The sequence below is a fragment of the Halorussus ruber genome, assembly GCF_004765785.1.
Classification (GTDB): domain Archaea; phylum Halobacteriota; class Halobacteria; order Halobacteriales; family Haladaptataceae; genus Halorussus; species Halorussus ruber.
Genome location: NZ_SBIT01000001.1, coordinates 199,007 through 222,964, shown reverse-complemented (window position 1 = coordinate 222,964; position 23,958 = coordinate 199,007). Strand labels below are relative to the sequence as shown.

Annotated in this window: 23 protein-coding genes and 1 pseudogene; 11 read left to right on the top strand and 13 right to left on the bottom strand. The window is 64.7% G+C overall.

Translation table 11 applies throughout. The annotated features are described in order from the left end of the window. Positions 1-46 precede the first annotated feature (46 nt). Positions 47-1,384 (top strand): hydroxymethylglutaryl-CoA synthase, encoded by a 1,338-nt coding sequence (gene hmgB / locus EPL01_RS05680; RefSeq protein WP_135824289.1) that lies wholly within the window; start codon positions 47-49, stop codon positions 1,382-1,384. Between the two features lie 127 nt (positions 1,385-1,511). On the opposite strand, the gene EPL01_RS05675 is transcribed toward hmgB, so the two are convergent. Continuing rightward, a complete protein-coding gene (locus EPL01_RS05675; RefSeq protein ID WP_135824288.1) occupies positions 1,512-3,101 on the bottom strand; it encodes a BCCT family transporter in 1,590 nt (529 codons plus the stop codon). Positions 3,102-3,340: 239 nt separating this feature from the next. Beyond that, the gene (locus tag EPL01_RS05670; protein ID WP_135824287.1) at positions 3,341-4,054 is read right to left on the bottom strand and encodes a helix-turn-helix domain-containing protein; all 714 of its coding nucleotides are present in this window, start codon (positions 4,052-4,054) and stop codon (positions 3,341-3,343) included. A gap of 174 nt (positions 4,055-4,228) precedes the next feature. Here EPL01_RS05670 and EPL01_RS05665 point away from each other — a divergent pair, with 174 nt between their 5' ends. Next, complete coding sequence (locus tag EPL01_RS05665; protein WP_135824286.1) at positions 4,229-4,987, top strand: metal-dependent hydrolase; 759 nt, start codon at positions 4,229-4,231, stop codon at positions 4,985-4,987. Between the two features lie 57 nt (positions 4,988-5,044). Continuing rightward, positions 5,045-5,683: a GNAT family N-acetyltransferase gene (locus tag EPL01_RS05660; protein WP_135824285.1), complete on the top strand. Its 639-nt coding sequence runs from the start codon at positions 5,045-5,047 to the stop codon at positions 5,681-5,683. 316 nt (positions 5,684-5,999) lie between these two features. On the opposite strand, the gene EPL01_RS05655 is transcribed toward EPL01_RS05660, so the two are convergent. Beyond that, on the bottom strand, positions 6,000-6,593 hold the full coding sequence (locus EPL01_RS05655) for a DUF7978 family protein (RefSeq protein WP_135824284.1): 594 nt from the start codon (positions 6,591-6,593) through the stop codon (positions 6,000-6,002). Positions 6,594-6,728: 135 nt separating this feature from the next. On the opposite strand from EPL01_RS05655, the gene EPL01_RS05650 reads away from it, so the two are divergent. Then, positions 6,729-7,994 (top strand): metal-dependent hydrolase family protein, encoded by a 1,266-nt coding sequence (locus EPL01_RS05650; protein ID WP_135824283.1) that lies wholly within the window; start codon positions 6,729-6,731, stop codon positions 7,992-7,994. On the opposite strand, the gene EPL01_RS05645 is transcribed toward EPL01_RS05650, so the two are convergent. Both EPL01_RS05645 and EPL01_RS05640 read right to left on the bottom strand, forming a co-directional pair. Beyond that, positions 7,984-8,214 (bottom strand): DUF7385 family protein, encoded by a 231-nt coding sequence (locus EPL01_RS05645; protein WP_135824282.1) that lies wholly within the window; start codon positions 8,212-8,214, stop codon positions 7,984-7,986. The genes EPL01_RS05650 and EPL01_RS05645 overlap by 11 nt on opposite strands. Continuing rightward, positions 8,211-8,822 (bottom strand): GNAT family N-acetyltransferase, encoded by a 612-nt coding sequence (locus tag EPL01_RS05640; RefSeq protein ID WP_135824281.1) that lies wholly within the window; start codon positions 8,820-8,822, stop codon positions 8,211-8,213. The genes EPL01_RS05645 and EPL01_RS05640 overlap by 4 nt, the downstream gene beginning before the upstream one ends. Before the next feature lie 122 nt (positions 8,823-8,944). Between EPL01_RS05640 and EPL01_RS05635 the strand changes: the two genes are divergently transcribed. Then, positions 8,945-10,399: an amidohydrolase family protein gene (locus EPL01_RS05635; RefSeq protein ID WP_135824280.1), complete on the top strand. Its 1,455-nt coding sequence runs from the start codon at positions 8,945-8,947 to the stop codon at positions 10,397-10,399. 79 nt (positions 10,400-10,478) lie between these two features. Here EPL01_RS05635 and EPL01_RS05630 read toward each other — a convergent pair whose 3' ends face one another. Next, positions 10,479-10,931, bottom strand: a complete 453-nt coding sequence (locus EPL01_RS05630; RefSeq protein ID WP_135824279.1) for a pyridoxamine 5'-phosphate oxidase family protein — start codon at positions 10,929-10,931, stop codon at positions 10,479-10,481. A gap of 101 nt (positions 10,932-11,032) precedes the next feature. Between EPL01_RS05630 and EPL01_RS05625 the strand changes: the two genes are divergently transcribed. Continuing rightward, positions 11,033-12,499, top strand: a complete 1,467-nt coding sequence (locus EPL01_RS05625) for a replication factor C large subunit (protein WP_135824278.1) — start codon at positions 11,033-11,035, stop codon at positions 12,497-12,499. 4 nt (positions 12,500-12,503) lie between these two features. Here EPL01_RS05625 and EPL01_RS05620 read toward each other — a convergent pair whose 3' ends face one another. After that, complete coding sequence (locus EPL01_RS05620; protein WP_168215819.1) at positions 12,504-12,812, bottom strand: HalOD1 output domain-containing protein; 309 nt, start codon at positions 12,810-12,812, stop codon at positions 12,504-12,506. A gap of 243 nt (positions 12,813-13,055) precedes the next feature. Between EPL01_RS05620 and EPL01_RS05615 the strand changes: the two genes are divergently transcribed. Further along, positions 13,056-14,117, top strand: coding sequence for a helix-turn-helix transcriptional regulator (locus EPL01_RS05615; protein WP_135824277.1), 1,062 nt, complete (start codon positions 13,056-13,058; stop codon positions 14,115-14,117). 112 nt (positions 14,118-14,229) lie between these two features. After that, positions 14,230-15,243 (top strand): putative sodium/potassium/calcium exchanger, encoded by a 1,014-nt coding sequence (locus EPL01_RS05610; RefSeq protein ID WP_135824276.1) that lies wholly within the window; start codon positions 14,230-14,232, stop codon positions 15,241-15,243. Positions 15,244-15,605: 362 nt separating this feature from the next. On the opposite strand, the gene EPL01_RS05605 is transcribed toward EPL01_RS05610, so the two are convergent. From EPL01_RS05605 to EPL01_RS05580, 6 genes are all read right to left on the bottom strand, one after another. After that, positions 15,606-17,291 (bottom strand): Na+/H+ antiporter NhaC family protein, encoded by a 1,686-nt coding sequence (locus tag EPL01_RS05605; protein WP_135824275.1) that lies wholly within the window; start codon positions 17,289-17,291, stop codon positions 15,606-15,608. 94 nt (positions 17,292-17,385) lie between these two features. Further along, positions 17,386-18,123 carry an amino acid ABC transporter ATP-binding protein gene (locus tag EPL01_RS05600; protein ID WP_135824274.1) on the bottom strand — a complete coding sequence of 246 codons (738 nt, stop codon included), beginning with the start codon at positions 18,121-18,123 and terminating at the stop codon, positions 17,386-17,388. Further along, positions 18,116-18,955 (bottom strand): amino acid ABC transporter permease, encoded by an 840-nt coding sequence (locus EPL01_RS05595; protein ID WP_135824273.1) that lies wholly within the window; start codon positions 18,953-18,955, stop codon positions 18,116-18,118. Before EPL01_RS05595 ends, EPL01_RS05600 begins: the two co-directional genes overlap by 8 nt. Positions 18,956-19,006: 51 nt before the next feature. Then, positions 19,007-19,912 carry a basic amino acid ABC transporter substrate-binding protein gene (locus EPL01_RS05590; protein ID WP_135824272.1) on the bottom strand — a complete coding sequence of 302 codons (906 nt, stop codon included), beginning with the start codon at positions 19,910-19,912 and terminating at the stop codon, positions 19,007-19,009. Positions 19,913-20,088: 176 nt separating this feature from the next. After that, the gene (locus EPL01_RS05585) at positions 20,089-21,000 is read right to left on the bottom strand and encodes a transporter substrate-binding domain-containing protein (RefSeq protein ID WP_368279172.1); all 912 of its coding nucleotides are present in this window, start codon (positions 20,998-21,000) and stop codon (positions 20,089-20,091) included. Positions 21,001-21,094: 94 nt separating this feature from the next. Further along, a complete protein-coding gene (locus tag EPL01_RS05580; protein WP_135824270.1) occupies positions 21,095-21,571 on the bottom strand; it encodes a COX15/CtaA family protein in 477 nt (158 codons plus the stop codon). 448 nt (positions 21,572-22,019) lie between these two features. On the opposite strand from EPL01_RS05580, the gene EPL01_RS05575 reads away from it, so the two are divergent. From EPL01_RS05575 to EPL01_RS05565, 3 genes and pseudogenes are all read left to right on the top strand, one after another. After that, complete coding sequence (locus EPL01_RS05575; protein ID WP_135824269.1) at positions 22,020-23,147, top strand: M24 family metallopeptidase; 1,128 nt, start codon at positions 22,020-22,022, stop codon at positions 23,145-23,147. 43 nt (positions 23,148-23,190) lie between these two features. Next, positions 23,191-23,501 (top strand): annotated as a pseudogene (locus tag EPL01_RS05570) (toxin-antitoxin system TumE family protein). Between the two features lie 25 nt (positions 23,502-23,526). Beyond that, positions 23,527-23,931, top strand: a complete 405-nt coding sequence (locus EPL01_RS05565) for an HVO_A0114 family putative DNA-binding protein (protein WP_135824268.1) — start codon at positions 23,527-23,529, stop codon at positions 23,929-23,931. The last annotated feature ends 27 nt before the right edge of the window (positions 23,932-23,958 follow it).

Below are 23,958 nucleotides of genomic sequence, written 5' to 3'. Positions count from 1 at the left end.
AGACCCTATCGACAAAACCTTATATCCGGTCGTCCGATGTGGATACATGACAGCCGTCGGTATCGACGCCATCGAGATCTGGACGGGGAAGCTCAAACTCGACCTCGCGGAGACGTTCGCGCCCGAGAAGGGCGAGGACCCCGAGAAGTACACCAAGGGACTCGGCCTGCACGCGAGTTCCTTCCCCGACGCCCACGAGGACATCGTGACGATGGGCGCGAACGCGGCCCATCGCCTGATGGACCGCAAGGGGCTAACCCCCGACGACATCGGCCGCATCGACGTGGCGACCGAGTCGGCGTTCGACAACTCCAAGCCCGTCTCGACGTACATCGCGGGCTGTCTCGAACAGGTCTACGACGAGGACTTCCACCACGCCAACAAGGGCGAGCGCAAGTTCGCCTGCATCGCGGGCACTCAGAGCCTCGACGACGCATACAACTGGATTAAAGCGGGGCGGAACCGCGGTCGGTCCGCGCTCGTGGTGGCGACCGACACCGCGCTCTACGCCCGAGGAGACCCCGGCGAGGCCACGCAGGGCGCTGGCGCGGTCGCCATGCTCATCTCCGAGGACCCCAACCTCGTCGAGATGTCCGCCGAGCAGGGCTACGGCTCGGCCGACGAGACCGACTTCCTCAAGCCCAACCAGCAGTTCCCCAGCGTGGACGGCAAGCGCTCGATGCAGGTGTATCTGGCTCGGATGCGCGAGGCGCTCGAAGATTACGAGTCGGTCGCCGGAGCCTCTCACCCCGAGGACTTCGCCTACGTCCCCTTCCACACGCCCTTCCCCGGCATGGTCCGGAAGGCCGCGGTGCTGGCCTACCGCCACATGATTCGGGGCACGCCCATCGAGGAGGAACTCGCCGAGGAAATCGGCTTCCAGCCCCGCGAGGAGGACTTCGAGGACCGCGAGGAGTACGAGGAGGCCATCCGCGACTACATGGACGAACTCAGCTCGACCGACGACTACCGCGAGTGGTACGACGCCACCATCGAGCCGACCCTCTCCATCTCCCGCGAGGTCGGCAACTGGTACACCGGTTCGGTCCACATCGCCCGCGCCGCCGCGCTGAAGCAGGCCGCCGAGGAGGGCCGCGACCTCGCCGGACGGAAGCTCGGCGTCGGCTCCTACGGCTCCGGCGCGCAGGCGGAAATCCACGCCGAGACCGTCCAAGAGGGGTGGAAAGACGAAATCGAGGCGCTCAACATCGACGAGCAGAACGCCGCCCGCTACGACCTCTCCTTCGACGAGTACGAGAACGTCCACGACCGCCACAACCACGACAAGACCATCGAGATGGAGGACTTCACGGTCCCCGACGGCGAGTTCGTGTTCACCGGCACGGGTCGGATGAACGAGCGTCTGTACGACTACGTGGAGTAGTTCGCTCGGTTCCGTCTCAGATTTCGGGGTCTCGTCGCCCGTCTTTCTTTCCGACACCGTCTACCCTTCGTTCCGACACCGCTTCTCGAACGTCAGTAGAGAGGGCGTGTCGTTCCGAAACGTCCTTTCAGTCGTCGCTCGGCGCGCTCGAATCCGACTGTCGGGTGAGGAACGTGTCGGACTCCACGTGGGTCTCGCCGTCGTTCCGCACGTGTCTCTTCGCGACGACGTAACTCCCGTACAGGATAACGAGTAGCAGTATCGAGAACGGAAGCGCCATCGTGACCGAGAGCGACTGAATGGAGCCGAACTCTTCGAGTTCGAGCGACATCATCCCGAAGAAGGCCAGTAGCGCGCCCCACCACGCACGGTTTCGGGGGTTGGGATTCTCGTCGCCGAGCGTGATCGCGGAGATCATGAACACCGCCGAGTCGAGCGAGGTGACGATGTACCCCGCGATGACGAACACGAACAGTACCGCCAGTACCGTCCCGAAGGAGGTGATTTGCAGGGCCTTTGCGATGGCCGCGGGCTTGCCAGCAGCGGCCATGGCTCCGGCGACCGGTTGCTGGTACCCCGGTGCGAGCACCCACCCGCCGATGAGTAGATGCTGGACCCACGTGAGCAGCGTCGGTACCACGACGAGTACGACGAACATCTCGCGGATGGTCCGTCCCTTCGAGACGCGGGCGACGAAACTGCCGACGAAGATGCTCCAAGCGGCCCACCACGCCCACCAGAATCCGGTCCAGTTGGCCGCCCAGTTACCCTCGGACGTCGGCGCGGTGTAGAGCATCAGGCGGAACATCTCGCTGAGCCAGACGCCCGTGGCGTCCAGACCGAGTTCGAACATGAAGACGGTCGGTCCCGCCACGACGAGCAGCGCCATCGAGATGCCGATGAACAACATGGTCACGCGGGCGGCGTTGCGGATTCCCTTCCTGAGACCGAGCCAGACGTCGCCGAGGAAGACGACCCCGATGAGCGCGAAGACCGCGTACGTCAGGACCGTCGCTTCGAGGTCGAACACCCGGCCGAGGATGGCCGCCATCGTCTGCGCGCTGAACCCGAGCGTCGTCGAGATTCCGCCGATGGTCGCGACGACCGCGGCCAAATCGACCGCCCAGTAGAGGCCCGGGATGCGGTCCTCGTCCACGATGGCGGTGAGCATCGAGCTTATCTTGTAATCGCCGACGCCGTCGGTGTAGACGATGATGCCGAACGCCATTGCGACCGGGAGGTACCACATCGCCAGGCCGGGGAACACCTCGTGAACGAACATGAACGCCAGCGCCATCGACTCCACGGACGCGCCTTGGACCGGGTACGGCTTCGGTGGCGGATTGGTGACGATGGAGACGGGTTCCGCGACGCCCCAGATGAGAATGGACGCACCGAACCCGACGGTGAACACCATCGACAGCCACGAGAACAGGCCGAACTCCGGTTCGGCATCGGGACCACCGATTCGGAGTTGCCCGTACCGGGAAAACACCATCAGCAGGACGACGACGAGCAGGAGGAATCCGAGGAGGATGAACCACCAGCCGAAGTAATCGAGAACCCACGTCTTCGCGCCCGTGAGCGTGCTACTCAGTAACGACGGGTTCAGGAACCCCAACCCGCCGAGAGCGAGCATCACGGCCATCGCTACGAAGAACAGGATTCTGTCCGACCACGAGCCCTCGTCGAGGCCCAAAAGGTACCACGTCTTCATTCTCCGGTATCCGGTGAAGCGGCCGACTTTGTCGAGGCCTTTCGAAACACTGTGTCACTTTCGAGGTCAGTACCGTCGTTTTCGGTATTCCGAATCACGGTCGGATATACCGAGAGGCCAGGTGTATCAATCGGAAAAAGGCGTTGTATCGAAATACCTTTGCGAGAAGTTACCACCACTTTCCCGGCTCGAACGCGACCGTCCGCGGAGAGGCGTCTTACGGTCGAGCGGCCGTCCGATTACGGAAACTCCCGGAGTGCCTTCAGCACGTCGTCGATGGGTTCGTTCGTAATCGCCAGCGAGAAGCCGTCGAGGCGGGCCATCTTCGGGGCGTGTTCCCAGAGGTCCTCGCGGTCGAGGCCGTGGAGGACCACCGCGTTCGGCGTCGGGTTGACCACGCGCATGGCGACGAGGGGCGACTCGCCTCGCGTGACGTTGGTGAACATCAGCGCCCTGCTCGTACTCTGGCCGTAGAGGCGATAGAACTCCTCGCTGGAGAGGCGCGTGATGGCCTCGATGCTGTCGATGACGGTGTGGCCGGTGACGTGGCGCTGGTCGCCCTCCGAGAGTTCGGTCGCGCCCACCGTCTCGTAGAACCGGTCGAGCGAGACCTGCGTGGGGTACTCCCGCAGGTCGCTCACGATGTCGCTCTCGAACCCCGCCGAGAGGACTCTGGCGTACTGGCGGATGCGGTCGCCGCCGCGGCGCTCGTCGATGTCCAACAGCGCGGTCACGATGCGGGCCACGACGCCGATGCCCGGACTCTCGCGCCGCCCGGACTCGTAGTCGCTGACGACCGACGAGGAGACGTCGAGGTGATTTGCGAGGTCGGTCTGGGAGACGCCGAAGTCGGTGCGCCACTTGCGGAGGGTCGCGCCGGGGTCCTCCGAGAGGGTAATTTCGCCCGCGATGCGCTCGGCGAGGTCCTCGCGGGGGTCGGTGGCGTCGGTCATGGTCCGGTGTGCGCGAGTCTGGCGGAAAAGGGTATCGAAATCGGGGTTCGGCGAACGTCGAACAGCCCGCGAGGCTGATACGTCGCCCCGGCGAGTGGCGGGCGTAGCGATTCGCTCGTCGCCGAGCGCGCGAGGGCAAATCTTGATACATCTTGACAACCCATGTAGGTGCAGATGCCATCGACGGTGGTTCACGTCGCGCTCGCGGGCCTCGTGGGGACGGCGCTGTTGGCCGAGTACTTCGACGGGAAGGCGGTGGCGGTGGTGATGGCGGCGACAGCGCTGGTGGACTTCGACGTGTTTCTCGGGTTCTGGATAGAGGGCGCGCACCGGGCGGCCTTCCACACTCTGCTGTTGCCACTCCTCGGGGGTGCGCTCCTCTGGTGGGACCTGAGATACCGCGAGGAGGCGCGCCTTCGCTCGCGGTGGGGACCCCGGGGCGTCCGAGTCGCGTGGGTCAGCGTGGTTGCGGTCGCCTTCGCGGGCATCGGCCTCGACGCCTTCTTCAACGGCGCGAACCTCCTCTACCCGGTCCACGACCGGTTCTACACCTTCTCGGGCAAAGTGTTCTACTCGACCACGGAGGGGTTCGTCCAGACGCTGGTGACGGTCGACGTCCAAGCCCTCGTGGACTCGCTCGTGCCCGACCCCGCCACGAGCGCCGGTCCGGACGCCGGGTCGGGCGCGTCGGGTGGCGGGAGCGCCGGAGGAGCCGGTAGCTCCGGCGGCGGTGCCAGCGGAGGCGACTCGAAACCCGCGCCCACGACCGACAACACCCACTACAGCACGGGCATCGACCCGAAGAAGGGCGCTGAGGAGCAACAGGTCGAGCGACTCTTCCCTATCGCCTACACCGGGGAGCGGGCGCTCCTCGCGCTGACGGGCTACTCGGTGGTCGGGATGCGGGTCTGGATGGAGCGACGGCGGGAGTAGCGTTTCGTCCGCCCCGAACTCGCAACCGCTAAACGCCTTCGCGGACCACCACCAGCCATGACCGACGGGAACACGAGCGACGAGTCCGCGACCGAGGGGAACGACGTTCGACTCCGACCCTACGACCCGGACCGCGACCCCGAGGACCTCTGGGACCTCAAGCGCGCCTTCGAGCTGGGCCTCGGGTCGGGCACCGGCGGCGACGACAAGCAGTCCGTCTACGAGGAGAAACTCACCAACGAGTACGGCGAGCGATACCTCGACTGGGTGTTCTGGTGTACGAAGCACAATCCCCGGTGCGTGACGGTTGCAGAGATTGTCGAGGGAACGGATAGTAATTCTGAAGGAAACGAAGAGAATGCTCAAGACGACGAAAACGTCGGCGAAAGCGAGACTGTCGGCGAGAGCGAGAACGAGACGAACGCGCTCGCTGGCTACGTCTTCGTCCTGCCACAGCAGTTGGCGATGATTTGGGACGCCGCGGTGCTGAACGAGATTTACGTCCGGCCGGAGTACCGCGGTACCGGCGTCGCCGACGACTTGATGGCGGCCGCCGTCGAAGTCGCCGAGGAGCAGGACCTCCCGCTCGACCGATTAGTGCTGGACGTGGACCGCGAAAACGACCGTGCGGGAGCGTTCTACGAGCGACACGGCTTCGAACACTGGGGCGAGATGGTCGCTCGGAAGTTGGAGTAACGACTCGCTACGACGTCTCTATCTGATTTCCGCACACCGCACAGTGGTCGGGTTGCCACGAGACCGTTCTGACGACTTCCTGTTCGTCCTCGCAGTAGTCGCACCAGACTTCCATCACCGAATAGTAGTTGAGACAACATTTAACGGGGCGGGAACGTTTTGTCTGGGTTCGCCTGTTAGGCACTTGCACACGAGACGTAACGCGCTCGTCACGCGCTGTAATCGGTAGTCGCTGGTCCGTTGGACCGCAGTTGAACGGCGGTTGGTCTGCGATTGGGCCGCGAGTGGCTGGCGCTTATAAAGTCCGAATCACCGATTACTCGGCGATTTCCGTCAGCGCGCCGCCGACGCTCCCGAAGACGAGGGGGTAGACCGCGCCTGCGAGGAGAATCGCGGTCACGGGGTCGGGCGAGATAGCCGCCTGCGTGTCGCCGATGGCGTGGGAGGTGAGGAACGCGGCCCCCGTCGAGAGCGGGAGATAGCCGAGTACGACGCTCCCACCGGTTTTCGCCCCGTCGAGGGGGCCACCGCCTCTCCCGTAGGCCGCGACTGCGCCGGAGACGACCAACAGCAGGGCGGGGAGCGCGAGCAGGAGCGTCGAGCCGCCCTCGCCCGTGACGAAGTTGGTCGTCCGGGTCCCGCCCGCGATGGTCGGAATCCGCGTGGCGACGAAGTGGGCGTTCAGGAAGAGCCACGTCACGCCCTTCCACGCCGGAATCGCCTCGCCGCCGAGCAGTTCCGAGACGAAGCCGACGCCCCGGAGCGATTCGGAGACGGCTTGGGCCTTCCAGACGTACGCGACCAGATAGCCGACCAGCCACGCGCTGGCACCGCCGATTGCGCCGCGGGCGAGGAGTCCGCCGAGACCGAGACCGTCGTCCCGCACAGATGCGTCTTGCGTCGTTGGCATACCGGCCACCTGCCAGCGACGGGTGGAGTATCTTGTGGCCTCTCGACAGCCGACCGACTGGTTCGGTCTTAAATCCCGTGAGAATATCGCCGCTCTCCGCGGGATTCAAGGCCACGGACGGGAAATATACCACAAATGATTGTTCGTGACGCCCGTATTCTCGACGGGACCGGTGAAGTGTACGAGGAGGCGTCGCTTCGGTTCGACCCCGAGTCGGGCCGGGTCGAGGCGGTCGGCGACGCGGAACCCGGAGACGACGAGGAAGTCTACGACCTCGGGGGCAGGACCGTCGTGCCCGGACTCGTGGACGCTCACGTCCACTTCTCGCTGTCCGGCGAGGCCAGCGTGGCCGACGTGGTGGCGATGAGCGACGGCGAACTCATGCTGACCGAGGCCAAGAACGCCCGCGAGACGCTCGAATCGGGGGTCACCGGCGTCCGAGCGATGGGGGCGCGCGACCTCGACGTGGTGCTGGCCGAACACGTAGAGCGCGGCGACGTGCCCGGCCCGCGGATGGTCGCAAACTGTCGCTCCATCACCATCACGGGCGGGCACGGCCACCACCTCGGCCGGGAGGTAGACGGCCCGACAGAGTGCCGACGCGCGGTCCGCGAGCAGGTCAAGAAGGGCGCGGAGTTCATCAAGTTCATGGCGACCGGCGGGGTGACCACGCCCGGCACGGACCCCAACTCCCCCGCGTTCACCCAAGAGGAGATGGACGCCCTCGTGGACGAGGCCCACCGCCGGGGCGTCCACGTCGCCTCCCACGCCCACGGCGCAGAGGGCGCTCGGGCCGCGATTCGGGCGGGCGTGGACACCATCGAACACGGCACCTTCCTCGACGCCGCGACCATCGAACTCCTCGTGGCCGAGGACGTGGTGCTGGTCCCGACGCTCTCCGCGCCCTACCGAATCGTGCGCAACGCCGACCACGCCACCGACGAGAGCGTCCAGAAAACCCACACCGTCTACGAGCGCCACATCGAGTCGTTCGAGGCCGCGGTCGAGGCGGGCGTCGACATCGTCGGGGGCACCGACGCCGGGACGCCGTTCAACTACCACGGCGCGAACGCCACCGAAATCTCGTTCATGACCGAGTACGGGATGGACCCGATGGACGCCATCGTCGCCATGACCGGCCGCGCGGCGGAGGTCGTCGGTCTGGAGGAGGCCGGAACCCTCGAATCCGGGTCGTTCGCCGACTTCCTCGTGCTGGACGAGAATCCCCTCGAAGACACCGCCGCGCTCGGCGAACCCGAGGCGGTCCTCAAGGGCGGGGACGTCGTCGCCGGGTCGTCGCTGGACCGACTGGGCGACCGCGTCGAGGCGACGAACGCTCGGGCCGACGACGCAGACTCGCCGGACCGCGCGGACGACGCCGACCCCGCCGTCAGTGAGTGAAGACCAGAATCCGGCCCTCCTCTCGGACCACGCAGAACCGGCCCTCGGGCGGGTTGAAGCTGTTGTGGCGCTTCTCGGAGACGAGCAGGTCCGAGAAGGCCTCCTCGCAGGCCGGGCAGGCTAACTCTCTTTTGTTCTCCCACAACTGCGTCTTGCCCGTGTCCTTGTGGAGTTTCAGCGCGTGGCGATGGTCGTGAACGTCGAATCGCTGGGTCGTCATGATTGGTCGTCTCTTTCGGATGCGACGGCTTGCTTCCATTGCTCTCGCGTGACGGTGTAGCGGTGCAGGTCGTCTACTTCGTCACCCATCGGCACCCAGTTCCGGAGGACGCCGTCGTACTGCCCCCCGAATCGCTCGACGTACTTCTCGATGGCGCGTTCGGACTTCTCGTTGCCCTCGTTGTAGCCCGCGGTCACGAGTTCGAGGTCGAGGCGGTCGAACGCCAGTTCCAGTAGGGCCGCGGCGCGCTCGCCGGAGTAGCCTCGGCCCCAGAAGGGCTTGCACAGAACCAGACCGAGTCTCCCGGTTCGGCGCTCCCACTCGCAGTGGAGGTGGGCCGTGCCAGCGATTTCACCGGCCCGCTCTTCGCCGTCTTTCGGCCGGACCACGTACTCTGCCGCGGTTCCATCCCGCCACCCTTCCTCGGCGTCCTCGATTCGGTCGTGGGCCTCCTTGGGCGTCTGCCACGGTTCTTGGGGAACGTACTCGAAGACCTCCTCGTCCGCGACGCCCGCGGCGAAGCAGTCGTAGAGCGCGAGCGAATCCACGTTCTCGTGACAGAGCCGTTCCAGCAGGAGACGGTCGGTGTCGATTCGCTCCGGAAACATAGGAGGGGCGTCGGAGGGGCGAAATAAAAGCGTTGTCCGGACTCGACAGCCGGTAGCGCAGTTTTATCAAACACACAACTTTTTTCTAGTCGAGACGACGTGAGCCGAGACAGAACTATCAGATGAGCGAACTCGTGATTCACGACGCGACGGTCGTGACCGTGGACGAGGAGAACCGCATCCTGCGAGAGGGGACCATCCGAGTCGAGGACGGCGAGATTACCGCGGTCGAACCGACCGAGGAGGCCGACCGCCGGGCCGACGCCGACCGCGTCATCGACGCCGACGGCCAGATCGCTATTCCGGGTCTCATCGACGCCCACCGCCACACCGACTTCGCGCTGGTCGGCGGCCTGTTCAGTGACCTCGACGGCGACCACCTCCTGCGGGAGGCCATCAGCCTGTACCACAACGCGGAGAAGGAACTCGGCGACTCCTTCTTCGAGGCGGGGTGGGAACTCGCCTGCCTTCGGCAACTGACCAACGGGATTACGACGGTCAACGCGATGGACTTCACGCCCGAAATCGGCGCGGAGGCGGTGGGCGAGTCCGGCCTCAGAGGCGTCATCGGTCCCGAACTCGCCGACCTGCTCAAGCCCGAGTCGCCCGCGGAGCAACTCGCCGAGGCCCGGTCGTTCATCGAGGAGTACCACGACACCTACGACGGGCGCGTGACCGCCAGCATCGCCCCCGGCGGCGAGGTCGGTTGTTCGCGCAAGCTCTGGGAGGGCGTCGCCGACCTCCGGCGATACTACCCCGACCTGCGCCTCCACACCCACCTCTACGACACCCCGGAGGCCGACACGATGGCGGCCGCGAGCGGGGCCGACGACCCCATCGCCTTGCTCGACGAACTGGACCTCCTCGACGAGCGCACCCTGCTGACCCACCTGCTCCACGCCGACGAGGACGACGCCCGCCGAATCGCGGAGTCGGGTGCCCACGTCCTCCACTGCGCGACCGTCTACAGCTACTTCCGGGCCGGTGCCCAGACGTGGTTCCCGCTCCCGGCGCTCCGAGAGGCCGGTGCGAACGTCGCGCTCGGTCTGGACGACCCCTTCTGGTTCGACTGCTGGGACATCATCCAGGAGGCAAAACACGCCCGACTGTTGGCGAACTTCGAGTACGGTGCCCACCAGTTGTCCTCCTACAAGTTGGTGAAGATGCTAACCATCGACGCCGCCCGCGCGCTGGGCATGGACGACGAAATCGGGAGTCTCGAAGCCGGAAAGCGCGCGGACGTCGTCCTCTTCGACGTGGACGCGCGGCGACACGAACCCTTCAGCAACCTGCCGTCGCTCCTCACGAACACGATAACGGGCGGCGACGCGAACACCGTCATCGTGGACGGCGAACTGCTGATGCACGACGGGGTCGTGAAGTCGATGCCTGTCGAGGAGACCGTCGCGGCCGCCGAGCGCGAGCGGTCCCGACTGCAGGAGAAGACCGGATGGAAGACCTCGCTGGCCGGGAGCAGCCCGCCCGAGAAGTCCATCGTGCGCCGGATTTCGGCGCGGCCGATTATCCGTGCCATCGAGCAGTACGGCCACGGGTTCGTCTCCGAACACCTGCCGTAGCAGTTCGCCGGTCGGTTAGTACTCGGCGACTGCCTCCTTTCGCCCGGTTAGTACTCGGCGACTGCCTCCTTTCGCCCGGTTAGTACTCGGCGACTGCCTCCTTTCGCCCGGTCAGTTCCTCGGGGTCGAGTCGGAAGAACCGGAAGCTCACCTCGCGGGGGTTGCGCTCGAACACGTCCACTAGCGGGAGTTCGATTCGCTGCATCGCCTCGCCGACCTCGGGGTCGAGCGCGTCCTCGGAGATTTCGCTCAACTCGCCCGACGCGACCACGCTCCGCCACCCCGAGTCGGTGTCGGCGTAGGCGACGAACGACACCGACGCGCCCTCCTCGACCACCTCGGCCTTTCCGGCGTCCGGCCCGAACGCGAGTCGGAAGTAGAAGTGGCCCTCGGCCACGTCGTAGCCGTACGACACCGGGAGCGAGAAAGGCGACTCCTCGCCCCGTGCGAACGAGAGGACGCCCGTGCCCCCGGGTTCGAGGAAGTTGTCGCGCTCTTCGTCGTCCATCGTTACCGAACGCGGATCAGTCATGCGATATACTACCACGGACAGCGAGAAAAAGCTGTGGTGCGATTCTCGGCGGTGCGAAGGCTCCGCAATCCCTAAACTCCCTACCTCCCTACTACCCGCCAATGACCGACTGGACCGAGAAATACCGGCCCTCCTCTCTCTCCGAGATTCGCGGGAACAACAAGGCCCGCGACCAGTTGAAGGAGTGGGCCCAGACGTGGGAGAACCACCGGGACGCGGTAATCCTGCACGGCAGTCCGGGCGTGGGCAAGACCTCCGCGGCCCACGCGCTGGCCAACGACATGGGGTGGCCGACCATCGAGTTGAACGCCAGCGACACCCGAACCGCGGACGTGGTGGACAAGGTCGCCGGAGAGGCCGCCAAGAGCGGAACGCTGACCCAGACCGCGCAGGGCGAAATCGGCCGCCGACTCGTCATCATGGACGAGGCCGACAACCTCCACGGCAACGTCGACAGGGGCGGGTCGAAGGCCATCACGCAAGTCGTCAAGGAGTCGGGCCAACCGATGGTCCTCATCGCCAACGAGTTCTACGACATGTCGAACACCCTGCGGAACAACTGCGAGACCATCGAGTTCCGCGACGTGCAGGCCCGGTCCATCGTGCCCGCGCTCCGCCACATCTGTAAGCAGGAAGGCATCGACTACGAGAAGGACGCGCTGAGGGCCATCGCCGACAAGAACGACGGGGACCTCCGGTCGGCGGTCAACGACTTGCAGGCAATCGCCGAGACCAGCGAGCGACTCACGAAAGAGGACGTCGAGGTCACGGGCGACCGAGACCGGACCAGCGGCATCTTCGACTTCCTCGACGTGCTGTTCAAGGAGGCCGACGCCCAGAGCGCGATACAGCAGTCCTACGACGTGGACGAGACCCCCGACGACATGCTCAACTGGGTCGAGGACAACGTGCCCAAAGACTACGAGGGCGAGGAGTTAGCCACCGCGTACGACTTCCTGTCGAACGCCGACAAGTGGCTCGGTCGAGTTCGGGCCTCCCAGGACTACTCGCTGTGGCGGTACGCGGGCGACAACATCGCTGGCGGTGTCGCGGCGGCCCGGCAGGGCGACAAGGGCGGGTGGACGCGCTACGGCCCGCCGAGTTACTGGCGAAAGCTCGGGAGTTCGAAAGCGAATCGCAACAAGCGCGACTACGTGGCTCGGAAGATAGCCGAGACCGACGGCGTGAGCATGTCCACCGCCCGGCGGGAGATACTGCCCTTCCTCTCGGCGATGACCCACCACTGCAAGGACCGCGAGTTGACGACCGTGATGACCGCGAAGTACGACCTCGAAGCCGAACACGTCTCGTTCGTCACCGGGTCCGGCAAGACCACGAACAAGGTCCAGAACATCGTCGAGGAGGCCGAGGAACTTCGGGAGGAGGAGGCCGTGGAGCATTCCGGGGGCGCGTTCGAGGGGAGTCACGGGAGTCGAGCCGCCGAGTCCGACCCGACCGAATCCGATTCGGCCGAGTCGGACGCGGACGAAGCGAGTTCGGAGGACGACTCGGAGGCCGAGGCCAGCGGGGACGACGAGTCGCAGGCCGGACTCGGGGACTTCTCCTGAGCACTTATCTCGCGGGCCAGACCAGAATCTCGCCATCCTCGCGGACCGTTACGTCGTGGCCCTCGTACTGGAAGGTGATGGACGTCTCCGTCTCGCGGTCGCGCATCGACGCGACGAACTCGTGGAGCGCGTCGGGGTCCATGTACTCGTAGAGGGGCGCGAGTTCTCGGACCGAGACCCCCGTCGCCCGCGAGATGGCGCAGGTAATCGCCGAGTCGAGCGTCTCGGTGCCGGACCAGTCTGCTTGCACGCGCAAGGGTGTCTCGCTCTCGTACTCCACCGCGTCAGCCGTGTGCGTTTCCGTCTTCGACATGGTGTCTCGCCAATTTACGGCAACACGGACAGGTGCTTCAACCCCCGAAACCCTGAAAGCCGATTGGAAAGCCTGAGGACGGGTTGGCGTCGAATTAACCCGGATTAAGACCGCCAACTCGTTCCTAATCGGGGTAACCGGAGACTACCGACAAGAAATGACTCGTGGAACTACGAGATGGCGGGTAAGACGAGCCAAAGTGACGCAATCTCTTTTTTGCTGGGGGCCGGAGATAACAGTCGAATGGGGGCGCGACAGTTCGCGTTAGTCGCCGCGGCGCTCTGTCTTACCGCCGCGGTGGGTGCGCCTGCGATTGCAGCGGCCTCGACGAGGGCGACGACGCCGACGAACGTCGAACGGCCAGCGGACTCGGTAGCGACGCCAGCGACCGCTCGCCAGATGCAGCAGGTCACGCCCGATACGGTGGTCCTCGACGTGAGCGTCTACGAGAACGGAACCGCCCGGTGGGAGGTGGTCTACCGGACGCGACTCGACGACCCCGAGACGACCGCGGCCTTCCGGAGCTACAAGTCCGACATCGAGAACAACTCCCAACGCTACAGCCAGCAGTTCGTCGGTCGGATGAACAGCACGATTCGGAGCGCCGAGGAGTCCGCGGGCCGAGCGATGACGGGGAGCAACTACTCGGTCCGGGCCGAGATTCGGGAGTTCCCCCAGCGGTACGGACTCGTGGTCTACTCCTTCCGGTGGGACGGGTTCGCCGAGACCTCCGGCGGCGAGATTCGCGTCGGCGACTCGCTGTCGGGGCTGATTCTCAACGAGAAGACGCGACTGCTGGTGAAGTGGCCCGAGGACTACGAGGCCACCACCATCGAACCCGAACCCGACTCGGGCTACGAGAAGCGCGAGCAGGCGGTGGTCTGGAGCGGCCCCCTCGAGTTCGCGGGCAACGAGCCTCGAATCGTCCTCACGACGCCCGGAACCGGGTGGTTCGACCCGCCCGAGGGCCTGCCGTGGGGACTGCTGGCGCTCGCAGTCGGCGGCCTCGGCGTCCTCGCGCTCGCTGGCGGCGGGTGGTGGCTCTACCGGTCCCGCGAGAACGAGTCGTCCGAACCCGCCGACCAACCGCCCGAGGACCTGCTGAGCAACGAGGAGCGCGTCCTCCGACTGCTGGAGCGCCGGGGCGGTCGGGTCAAGCAGAAGGCCGTGGTGGACGAACTCGGGTGGACCGAGGCCAAGACCAGCCAAGTCGTCGGGAGCCTGCGCGAGCAGGGCAAAATCGAGAGCTTCCGGCTCGGTAGGGAGAACGTACTCGCGTTGGCCACCGAACAACAGGAATCCTAACGTTCTGAAAACGAGCGTCGCGCCGGTAGACGCCCCGAAACGAGCTTAATTCGGCTAAATCCGAGTTCAGTAACGGCGGCTTATTGGCCGTGGGAACCCTGTGAACAGACGAATGAGGCCGACGTTCGTCTTCCTCCTCGCCGCGGTCGCGCTGGTCGGAGCGACCGGGGCGGCCGCGGCCGACGGGGGACAGCATCCGATGGGCGGAGAGGGACAGTCACCGAACGGAGCGGACCAGCGAACGAGCGGAGCGGACCAGTTCTGGGGACAGGAACAGTCACACGAACAGAATCAGTCCAACGGGGAGAACGAGTCAGCAGCGCAGGACCGGTCGAGCGAACAGAATCGGTCGAACGACGAGAGCAACTCGACAGAACGGAACCAATCGGAAGCGCAGAGTCAGCCAGAAGCGCAGAGCGAATCGACGGAAGGGAACGAGTCAGCAGCGCAGAATCGGTCAGCGGAGCAGAACCGGTCGAGCGAACGGAACCGGTCGAACGAGGAGTTGGGGATACAGGCCGAAACCACTCGGGAGCGACCGGACCGGCCGGGCGAGGACACCGCGACCGAGAACAACTCGACCACGACCGGCGTCTCGCCGGGCCAGCAACTCGCCGGAGCGGTCGGCGCGCAGGGTGCCTCCTTGCAGGGCGAACTCTGGAACCGGACCCTCTCTGAGCGACTGAACAACGCCACGACCTCTGCCCAGCGCGCCGCGGTCGTCGCCGACGAGGTCGAGTCGCTGGAGTCGTACCTCGACGCGCTCTCCTCGGTCCGGGAAAACATCACCGAGCGACGGGCGGACGACGAGATTTCCGAAGGCCAGTACCGGGCCTCGCTGTCGGAGTTCGTCGTCCGGGCGCGGACCGTCGAGTTGCGGGCCAACCAGACCGCGCGGGCCGCCGAGCGACTGCCGACGGCCGTCCGCATCGCCAACGACATCAACGTGACTCACATCCGGAACCTCAGCGCGCAGGCCCACGACCTCTACCAGTTCGAGGACGAAATCGGTCGGGAGGTCGCCAACGAGACGCTGGCGAACCAGAGTACGGAGGAGCTGCCGATGGGTGACGAGAGCGAGGATTCGGAGAAGGACGAAGACGAGAAGCGTTCTGACGAGCGTTAGAGAATTATATATATTTCAGAAGTGTAAATTTCTTGCTTTAGTAATTGTTTTGTTGTCTTTGTCGGAAGTGCTCCGTCTCGACACGAGTACGAGTGTGACCGCAACACGCGTACGAGTGCGACCGCAGGATTGTCGTGGTGAACGTTTCTTGAAGCCCACCCGGTCGCGGTCGCTCCGTGACTCACTTCGTTCGCGTGACCGCGACCGGGCGGCCCCTTCATCCCGCCCACGGTGGTTGATTCGCCGGGCGTTCGCTGGCGGTTGGTTCGCCGAGAGCCTTCTCGTGAAAAGTTCCACCGAGCGCGCCCGGCGTCGGTCGGCCGCCGCCGGGCAAAAAAAGAGCGACTCCTCGACTCCCGGCCTCAGTACGGGATAACCTCGAAGCCCTGCGGAAGCACGACCCCGAGAATCAGGAACAGCAGGCCCGCGATGGCCGCGGTGATGACGGCGTAGGGAATCTGGGTCCGGACGTGGACGAGGTGGTCGCTCCCGCTGGTCGAGGAGGCCAGCACGGTCGTGTCCGAAATCGGCGAGGAGTGGTCGCCGAAGATACCCCCGCTGAACACCGCGCCAAGCACCAGCGGGAGGTTCGCGCCGGTCGTGAACGCCACCGGGATGGCGATGGGGAACATGATGCCGTAGGTGGACCACGAACTCCCGTCGGCGAAACTGATGCCCGCGGTAGAGAAGAAGACGAGGAGCGGGATTATCCACGCCGGGACGTTCTGGAACCAGTCGGTGACGAAGTTGGCGATGCCCAGCACCGTGACGCTGTTCTGAATCGAGGAGGCCAGCGTCAGGATGAGCGCCGCGAGGAAGATGCCCTTGAACCCGCGGACCAGCGCGTCGGTGGCGTCGTCGTTGCTCGGGATGTCGCCCCGGAGGCGGTAGAGGACGAACGCGACGACCAGCGCCGTCGTGGCCGCGAGGCCGAGTTTCACGCCGCCGATGTTGAACGCCCACGCACCTGCTGGCGGAACCATCAACTGATAACCGCCGACCGAAAACAGCAGGTTCTCGGGCTTGCCGGGGACGTGGACCACCGGACTCCCGCGCCAGAACATCGCGCCCAGTCCGACCAGAATCATCGTGGCGACCGGCACGGCGAAGTTCCGCCAGTCGGGCGTGGCGGTCGGAGCCATCTCGTACTCGTCCATCTCCTCGGAGATCATGGGGTCGTGGTCGTCGCCGACCACACCGCCGCCGTTCCGGGCGCGAGTCTCCTCGCGGTCCATGCCGAAGATGTTGGGGAAGACCTGCCACGCGACCAGTCCCGCGATGACGAGCGCGACCCACGAGTAGAAGCCGAAAAAGAGGCTGTTGAAGAACAGCGGCCAGATTTCGGCGGTGACGGCGCTCGCGCTCTCGCCGGTCCCGTTGACGAACCCGCCCATGCTCTCGGGCAGGACGCCCTGTTTTTGGGCCTCGGTGAGGCCGCCGCCGATGAACCCGATGAGCGCCGCGCCCCACGTCGAGTAGAAGGCGAGGCGGGCCGCCGGACTCCCCGCAGAGTCCACGTAGTAGGCCAGCTTCGCCCGCGAGACGTTGTACTTGTCCGTCAGCGGGCGCATCATCGACCCGACCACCAGACAGTTGAAGTAGTCGTCGATGTGGACTGTAATTCCGGCGATGTAGGCCGCCTTCTCTGCGTCCGCCGGGGAGTCGGCCCAGTCAGCGAGGGCCTCCAGCACGCCTCGAATCGCTCCGGCCCGAATCATCAGTCCAATCATCCCGCCGATGGCGAAAATCGCCAGCAGGACGTTCTCGACGTACCACGCGTCGCTGAACAGCGGTGCGGTCGCCACCAGCGTCGGAATCAACTTGAACCCGAAGAGGAATCCGAGCGCGTTGCCCGCGGTAGTACCGACGAAGTCCGGGGGCACGCCGACCGCGTCCGCCCCCGGCCTCAGCGCGCCGTAGACCGGTCCCGCGCTCGCCACGCCGACGAACAACCCGATGAGGGCGTCGCGGGTCGTCCACGCCAGCGAAATCGCCAGCACGGCGGGGACGAGCGACCAGACGCCCGCGTCGATGCTTTCGAGAGCCATCTTGTCCGTGATAGGCGGATTCAGACGGAAACCGATTTCGGCATTTCCCGCCCCATCGGCGAAAAAAGGAGACGATACTCGCGAACCGCAGACGCTAGTTCACGCGCGAGAGGAACTGCTTGGCCCGGTCGGTCTCCGGGTTCTGGAAGAACTCCTCGGGCGGCCCGGTCTCGATGACGTTGCCGTCGGCCATCAGGACGATGCGGTCGCCGACCTCGCGGGCGAAGCCCATCTCGTGAGTGACCACCAGCATCGTCATGCCCTCGTCGGCGAGCGTCCGCATGACACCCAGCACCTCGCCGACGAGTTCGGGGTCGAGCGCCGACGTGACCTCGTCGAACAGCATCACGCTCGGGTCCATCGCCAGTGCCCGAGCGATGGCGACTCGCTGCTGTTGGCCGCCGGACAACTGGTTCGGATAGGATTCGGCCTGGTCGCCGAGGCCGACTTCTTCGAGCAGGTCGCGTCCTTGCTCGGTGGCCTCGGACTTGGGGACTCCCCGAACCTTGGTCGGCGCGAGCGTGACGTTCTCCAGCGCGGTCTTGTGCGGGAAGAGGTTGAAGCTCTGGAACACCATCCCGATGCGCTGGCGCAGGCGATTCACGTCCACGTCGGGGTCGGTGATGGCCGTCCCCTGAATCCGAATCTCGCCGTCCTGAATCTCCTCGAGCCGATTCACGCAGCGCAGGAGCGTCGATTTCCCGCTCCCGCTCGGCCCGATGATGACGACGACCTCCTGCTCCTCGATTTCGAGGTCGATGTCCTTCAGGACGTGGGTCTCGCCGAAGTACTTGTCCACGCCGTCGAACTCCACGGCCGGGACGTTACTCATGGCCCTCACCCCACGCGGACCGGCGTTCGAGATAGCGCACGATTTTGCCCAGCGGGAGCGTGATGGCCAGATACGCCAGCGCCACCAGCACGATGGGGGTCCAGGCGTCGAACGTGTTGCTGTTGACGTTCCGGAAGACGCTCATGATTTCGCGCACCGCGATGACGGTCAACAGCGAGGTGTCCTTCACGAGGATGACCTGGTCGTTGCCCAGCGCCGCGAGCGCATTTCGGGCGGCCTGTGGCAGGATGACCTCGCGCATCGAGTCGATGTAGGACATACCGAGCGACCGGGCGGCCTCCATCTGGCCGTCCGGGACCGCCGTGATGCCGCCCTTGATGGCCTCGCCGGAGTAGGCGGCGTGGTTGAGCGTCAGGCCGATGACGGCCGCCGCGAAGCTCCAGTTCTCGATGGGGAAGGGTTGTGGCGAACTCCGCCAGAAGGCCGGAATGCCGAGGTAGATGATGAAAAGCTGGAACAGCAGGGGCGTCCCGCGGAAGAACTCGACGTATCCCGTCGCTATCGAGCGAGTGAATCTGGTACGGGAGACCCGGCCCAGACCCACCAACGTCCCGGCGATGAGCGAGAGGACGCTGGAGATGATGAAGATTTGAAGGACCAGCACGTAGGCGTCCACGAACCGCGGGAACACCGCCTGCATCAGCTCGTAGTCCACGAAGTCGGTCAGTATTCGGTACAACAGGTAGAGGACCGCCGACGTGAACAGCCCGGCGACTGCGATACCGAACCACTTCACCCGCCGGTCGGTCAGCAGTCCGTTATCGGTCTGGGGTTCTTCGACGGTCGTTTCGTCTGAGTAGGTTCCCGCCATTATTGCTGTGTATCACGGAGTCGTCAACGACCAAAAAACCTGCTTCGGTCGTCAGTTACCGGACGATTCGAAGTACTCTGCGTAGATTTCGTCGTACCGGCCGCTGTCCTTGATGGCGGCCAGCGCCTCGTTGACCTGCTTTCGGAAGTCGTCGTCGTCCTGCCGGAAGGCGATGCCGTACTCCTCGACGGTCAGCGTGAGGTACGGCGGGGCGTTCTTGCCCTTCTCGGCCGCTTCGCCCTCGCCTTCGAGGAAGACGACGCCGTCCTGCTCGTTGACGTACTTGGCATTGACCGTGTTGTCGTTGATGACCGCCGACGCCTGATTGTTCAGCAGGGCGTTGAACGCGCCGGTAATCTGGTCGTAGCTGTCGAGGGTGAGGTCGCCGCCGAACTCCTTCTTGAGTTCCTCGGCCGCGCCCTCGCCGGTCGTGCCCTTCTGGACCGCGACCGTCTCGCCCTTGAGGTCTTCGAGTTTGCTGACGTTCCCGTTTTTCAGGATGGCGACGGTCTGATAGGCCGTAAAGTACGGGTCCGAGAAGTCCACTTCTTCGGCGCGCTCGTCGTTGATGGTCATCGCCGACATGATGATGCGGAAGTTATCGTTCTTCAGACTCCCGATGATGGTGTCGAACCCGGTCTGCTGGAACTCGTAGCCCAGCCCCATCTCCTCTTCGAAGAGGGCCTTCGCTATGTCCACGTCGAATCCGGTCAGTTCGCCGCTCTCTTTGCGGAACTCGAACGGCGGATACGGGATGTCCGAACCGATGACGATGGGTCCTTCGACGCTGGCACTTCCCTCGGTGGTCGTGTCCTCGCCGGTCGTGCCCTCGCCGCTCGATTCGCTGGTCGTCTCCTCGGTGGTTCCGTCACCGCCGCCGGAGCCGCCGAGACAGCCTGCAACCGTCAGTCCGCCGGTGACACCGGCGGTTCCCTTCACGAACGTACGTCGTTTCATGCGTGTGATAGGCTGTCGTTTATCGTATACGCATTTACCCCTTTTGATTCCGGTGTCCGAAGCCAAATTCGCTGACGATTCTGTCCGGAACGCTCAGAAATAACGATCCACGTTCGAGAAAATCGCAAAAATTGCGAAATGACCTAACTGCGGGTCGAGTCGGTCGTCCAAGTCAGTCACTCGGTGGTCGTTTCGCTTCCGGTCGTGGTCGCGTTCCCAGTCGTGGTCGCGTTCCCCGTGGCCGTCGTGGTCCCTTGACCGCGTTGCAGGATGCTCTGAGGCGGCTCACCGGGGAAGTACTCCGTGTATATCTCGGCGTACCGCCCGCTTGCGATGACGGCGTTGAGCGCCTCGTTGACCTGCTGTCGGAACTCGTCGTCGTCCTGCCGGAAGGCGATGCCGTACCGCTCGACGGTCAGCGTGAGGTAGGGCGGCGCGCTCTCGAACTCCTCGGCGGCCTGTCCCTCGCCCTGAAGCAGGGTGACGCTCTGTCGGTCCTCCGTGTACTGGAGATTGACCGCGTTGTCGTTGATGACCGCGACGGCCTGATTGTTCAGCAGGGCGTTGAACGCGCCGGTAATCTGGTCGTAGCTGTCGATGGTGAGGTCACCGCCGAACTCCTGTTTGAGTTCCTCGGCCGCGCCCTCGCCGGTCGTGCCCTTCTGGACCGCGACCGTCTCGCCCTTCAAGTCGTCGAGGCTCTGGATGTTGCTCCCCTCCAGAATCGCCACCGTCTGGAAGGCGACGAAGTACGGGTCCGAGAAGTCCACTTGCTGGGCGCGCTGGTCGTTGATAGTCATCGCGGACATGATGATGCGGAAGTTCCCGTTCCGCAGACTCGGGATGATGGTGTCGAACCCGGTCTGGACGAACTCGTACTCCCGGTCGAGTTCCCCGGCGAAGATGGCCTCCGCGATGTCCACGTCGAACCCGACCAGCGTCCCGTCTCGTTCGCGGTACTCGAACGGTTTGTACGGGATGTCCGAGCCGATTTGAATCGCGCCTTGGTCCTGCGCTCCGGAGACCCCGCCCAACGCGAGTCCCCCGACGATTCCTGCGCTCCCCTTGACAAACGACCGCCTGTCGATGTCCATGGTTTTTCCCCCGAACTCACGTCTACGCGATACTACATAACCGTGGCGAGAAACGTCCAGGTTCGGAACAAAGAGCCGCTAAAATCGATTAATCGTCGCTCGGATAGCCCGCCGTCGCGTCGGCGGTTTGCGAGTCGGGCGCGCTCGCCGCTTCGTAGGACCACAGCGTCGTGGCCAGCAGCGCCCCGAAGATGACGAGCGCGGCGGCGTGGTGGGCCACCTGCACGGTGGGGGTGTAGACGAAGACCGTCGCGCCGCCGAGGACGATTTGAATCGGCGTGACCGCCAGCGCGAGGGTCGCCGCTCCTCGGATGCGCTTCTGGGCGGTGTACTTCCACGCCCCGACGGTGGTCCCGATGATGAAGAACCCGGTAATCATCGCAATCAGGCGGTGGAACCACTCGACGAAACTCGGCCACGACTGCGGGACGAGGCCGCCGTCACAGAACGGCCACTGGGCCGAACACGACAGGCCCGCGCCCATCGCGGCGGTGTAGACGCCCAGCAGGATGAGGGTGAACGTCAGGCCGGTCGTGACCGCCGCGAGGTGGCGGAACCGGACCATCAGCGGGCACCTCCCGGCGCACGGATTCGGATTGTGTGGACTTTCACGGTTTGAACTCCCCTTAGCGGACGTTTTGGCCGGTCGTACTTAGGTCTGTTCGACTGCTTCTGAGCGAGCGTGAAAATTGGTAGCGAGGTCGGGGTCGGTTTTCGTCTGATTCGGGGGCTCCGACTCCGTCCTCCGTCGGGAACTGACTCGTTTGTCGCCCTCCTCGTGAAAGACACGGATAAACAAGGTAGAGAATCATATAGCAAGTCTAAAATGTTGTTTCTATTTCTAAGAGATAACTAAATATTTCCTCCCTTCGCGGAACTGTGGTTTGGAACGCCTCACGAAACGGTTCGGTGGGATGTGCCATCGAGCCATCGATCGAGAAACGACGCCACTCGACCGCCCAAGATTCACCGAAGCCGACCCCTTGAAGGCCGTCGGCCACGAGCGACCACGTATGACCAAGCAGGAACGCCTCGACGCCTACCTCGCCGAGAACGACCTCGAAGCCGTCTGGTTCGCGCGACCCAACTCCTTCGCGTGGCTGACTGGCGGGAACAACGTCGTGGACCGCGAGGGCGACGTGGGAGTCGCGGCGGTGGGTTACGACGGCGACGGCCTCGAAGTCGTGACCAACAACATCGAGGCCGACCGCCTGCGCGACGAGGAGTTGGCCGACACAGACGACGACCTCCCAGTCACCGAGTTCGACTGGTACGACCAGTCGCTGGCCGAGGCCGTCGCCGACCGCACCGCCGAACCCGCCGCGGCGGACTTCGACGTGCCGGGCGCGGAGTCGGTCGAGGCCTCTCCTCTGCGCCAGCCCTTGACCGAGGAGGACATCGAGAAGTACCGCGAACTGGGCCGGGAAACTGCCCAAGCGGTCGAGTCGGTCTGTCGGGAACTCCGCCCCGGTGACATCGAATCAGAGGTCGCCTCCGCGCTCCGGGTCGCGCTCTCGGCCAGGGACATCGAGGTCCCCGTGGCGCTGGTCGGCGGGGCCGAGCGCGCCCGGAAGTACCGCCACTACACCCCGACCGAGTCGGAACTCGGCGAGTACGCGCTGGTCTCGGTCACGACCGAGCGCGACGGCCTCCACGCCAGCATGACCCGGACCGTCGCGTTCGAGTCCGAGACGAGCGAGGAGGACCTGAACCACTTGGGCGAACTCCATCAGGCCGCCCGCATCGTGGAGGTGACCGCCCTCGGCGCGACCCGAGCCATCGCGGGCCTGTCGGGCGACCCGACGAGCGTCTTTCAGGCGATGCAGGCCGCCTACGAACACGTCGGGTTCGCCGACGAGTGGGAGCGCCACCATCAGGGCGGCGCGGCCGGGTTCGCGGGCCGGGAGTGGATAGCCGCCCCCGAGATGGACGACTCCGCCGGGGTCACGACTCCGATGGCCTACGCGTGGAACCCGACCGTGCAGGGCGCGAAGAGCGAGGACACGGTCCTCGTGACAGAAGACGGATTCGAGGTGCTGACCGACACCGGGCAGTGGCCCACGACGACGGTGGACGCGTGGGACTACGACGCGATTCTGGAGCGGCCCGACGTGTTGGTGCAGGAAGACGAGTCGAATTGAACCCTATCTTTATACCTATGGAGCGAACAACATAGGATGCTGGATGGCGGGCTACACCGTAATCGAAGACTGGCAGTCTGTCGAGAGTGGATACGTGCTGGACGTAACCATTCGGAAAACGGAGGACGACAAGTATCCTAGTGGGTGGGACTACAGTCTCCATCTCGGGAAGGTCGTGGTGATACTGTCCTTCGATACGATAACGCCCACGAACGGACGAAAGGCCACGAACGACATACTCGCGGCGAGGTAGAATACATCGACTTTCCCGGAATGTTAGACCTCTACGATAGGTTCGAGGCCGAGGCCCGAGAGATGACTCCCGAGGAATGGAACTGGCCGAAATCGGTGTAGAACGCCAAAAGAGGTGACAGCCATCATGCCCAAACTCAAAGTGACCGTCGGCGAACGCGACAAATTGCGCGACCGAACGCGCCGACGCATCGAGGCGGCCGAAGAAGACGTTTCTCTCGACGACGCTCAGCCGGTGCTGAACTTCGAGTCGTACGCCGACTTGAGTAGACTTCTCAGCCAGAAGAACTTGGAATTGCTCGAAGCAATCGCCGAACACGAACCGGATAGCATCCGGCAAGCCGCGAAGATAGTCGAACGAGACTACAAGCAGGTGCATAGGAATCTCGCCGAACTCGAAGACATCGGAGTCATCGAGTTCGAGGGAGGTGGGTCTGGACGTCCGAAGAAACCGATTTTGGTCTACGATGGACTGGAAATCGATCTTCCATTCGCAAATTCGGCTAGCGACACCGACGTTGCCCTCTCGTAGCACCGTGTTTTCGTCGTCTGTCGAAAC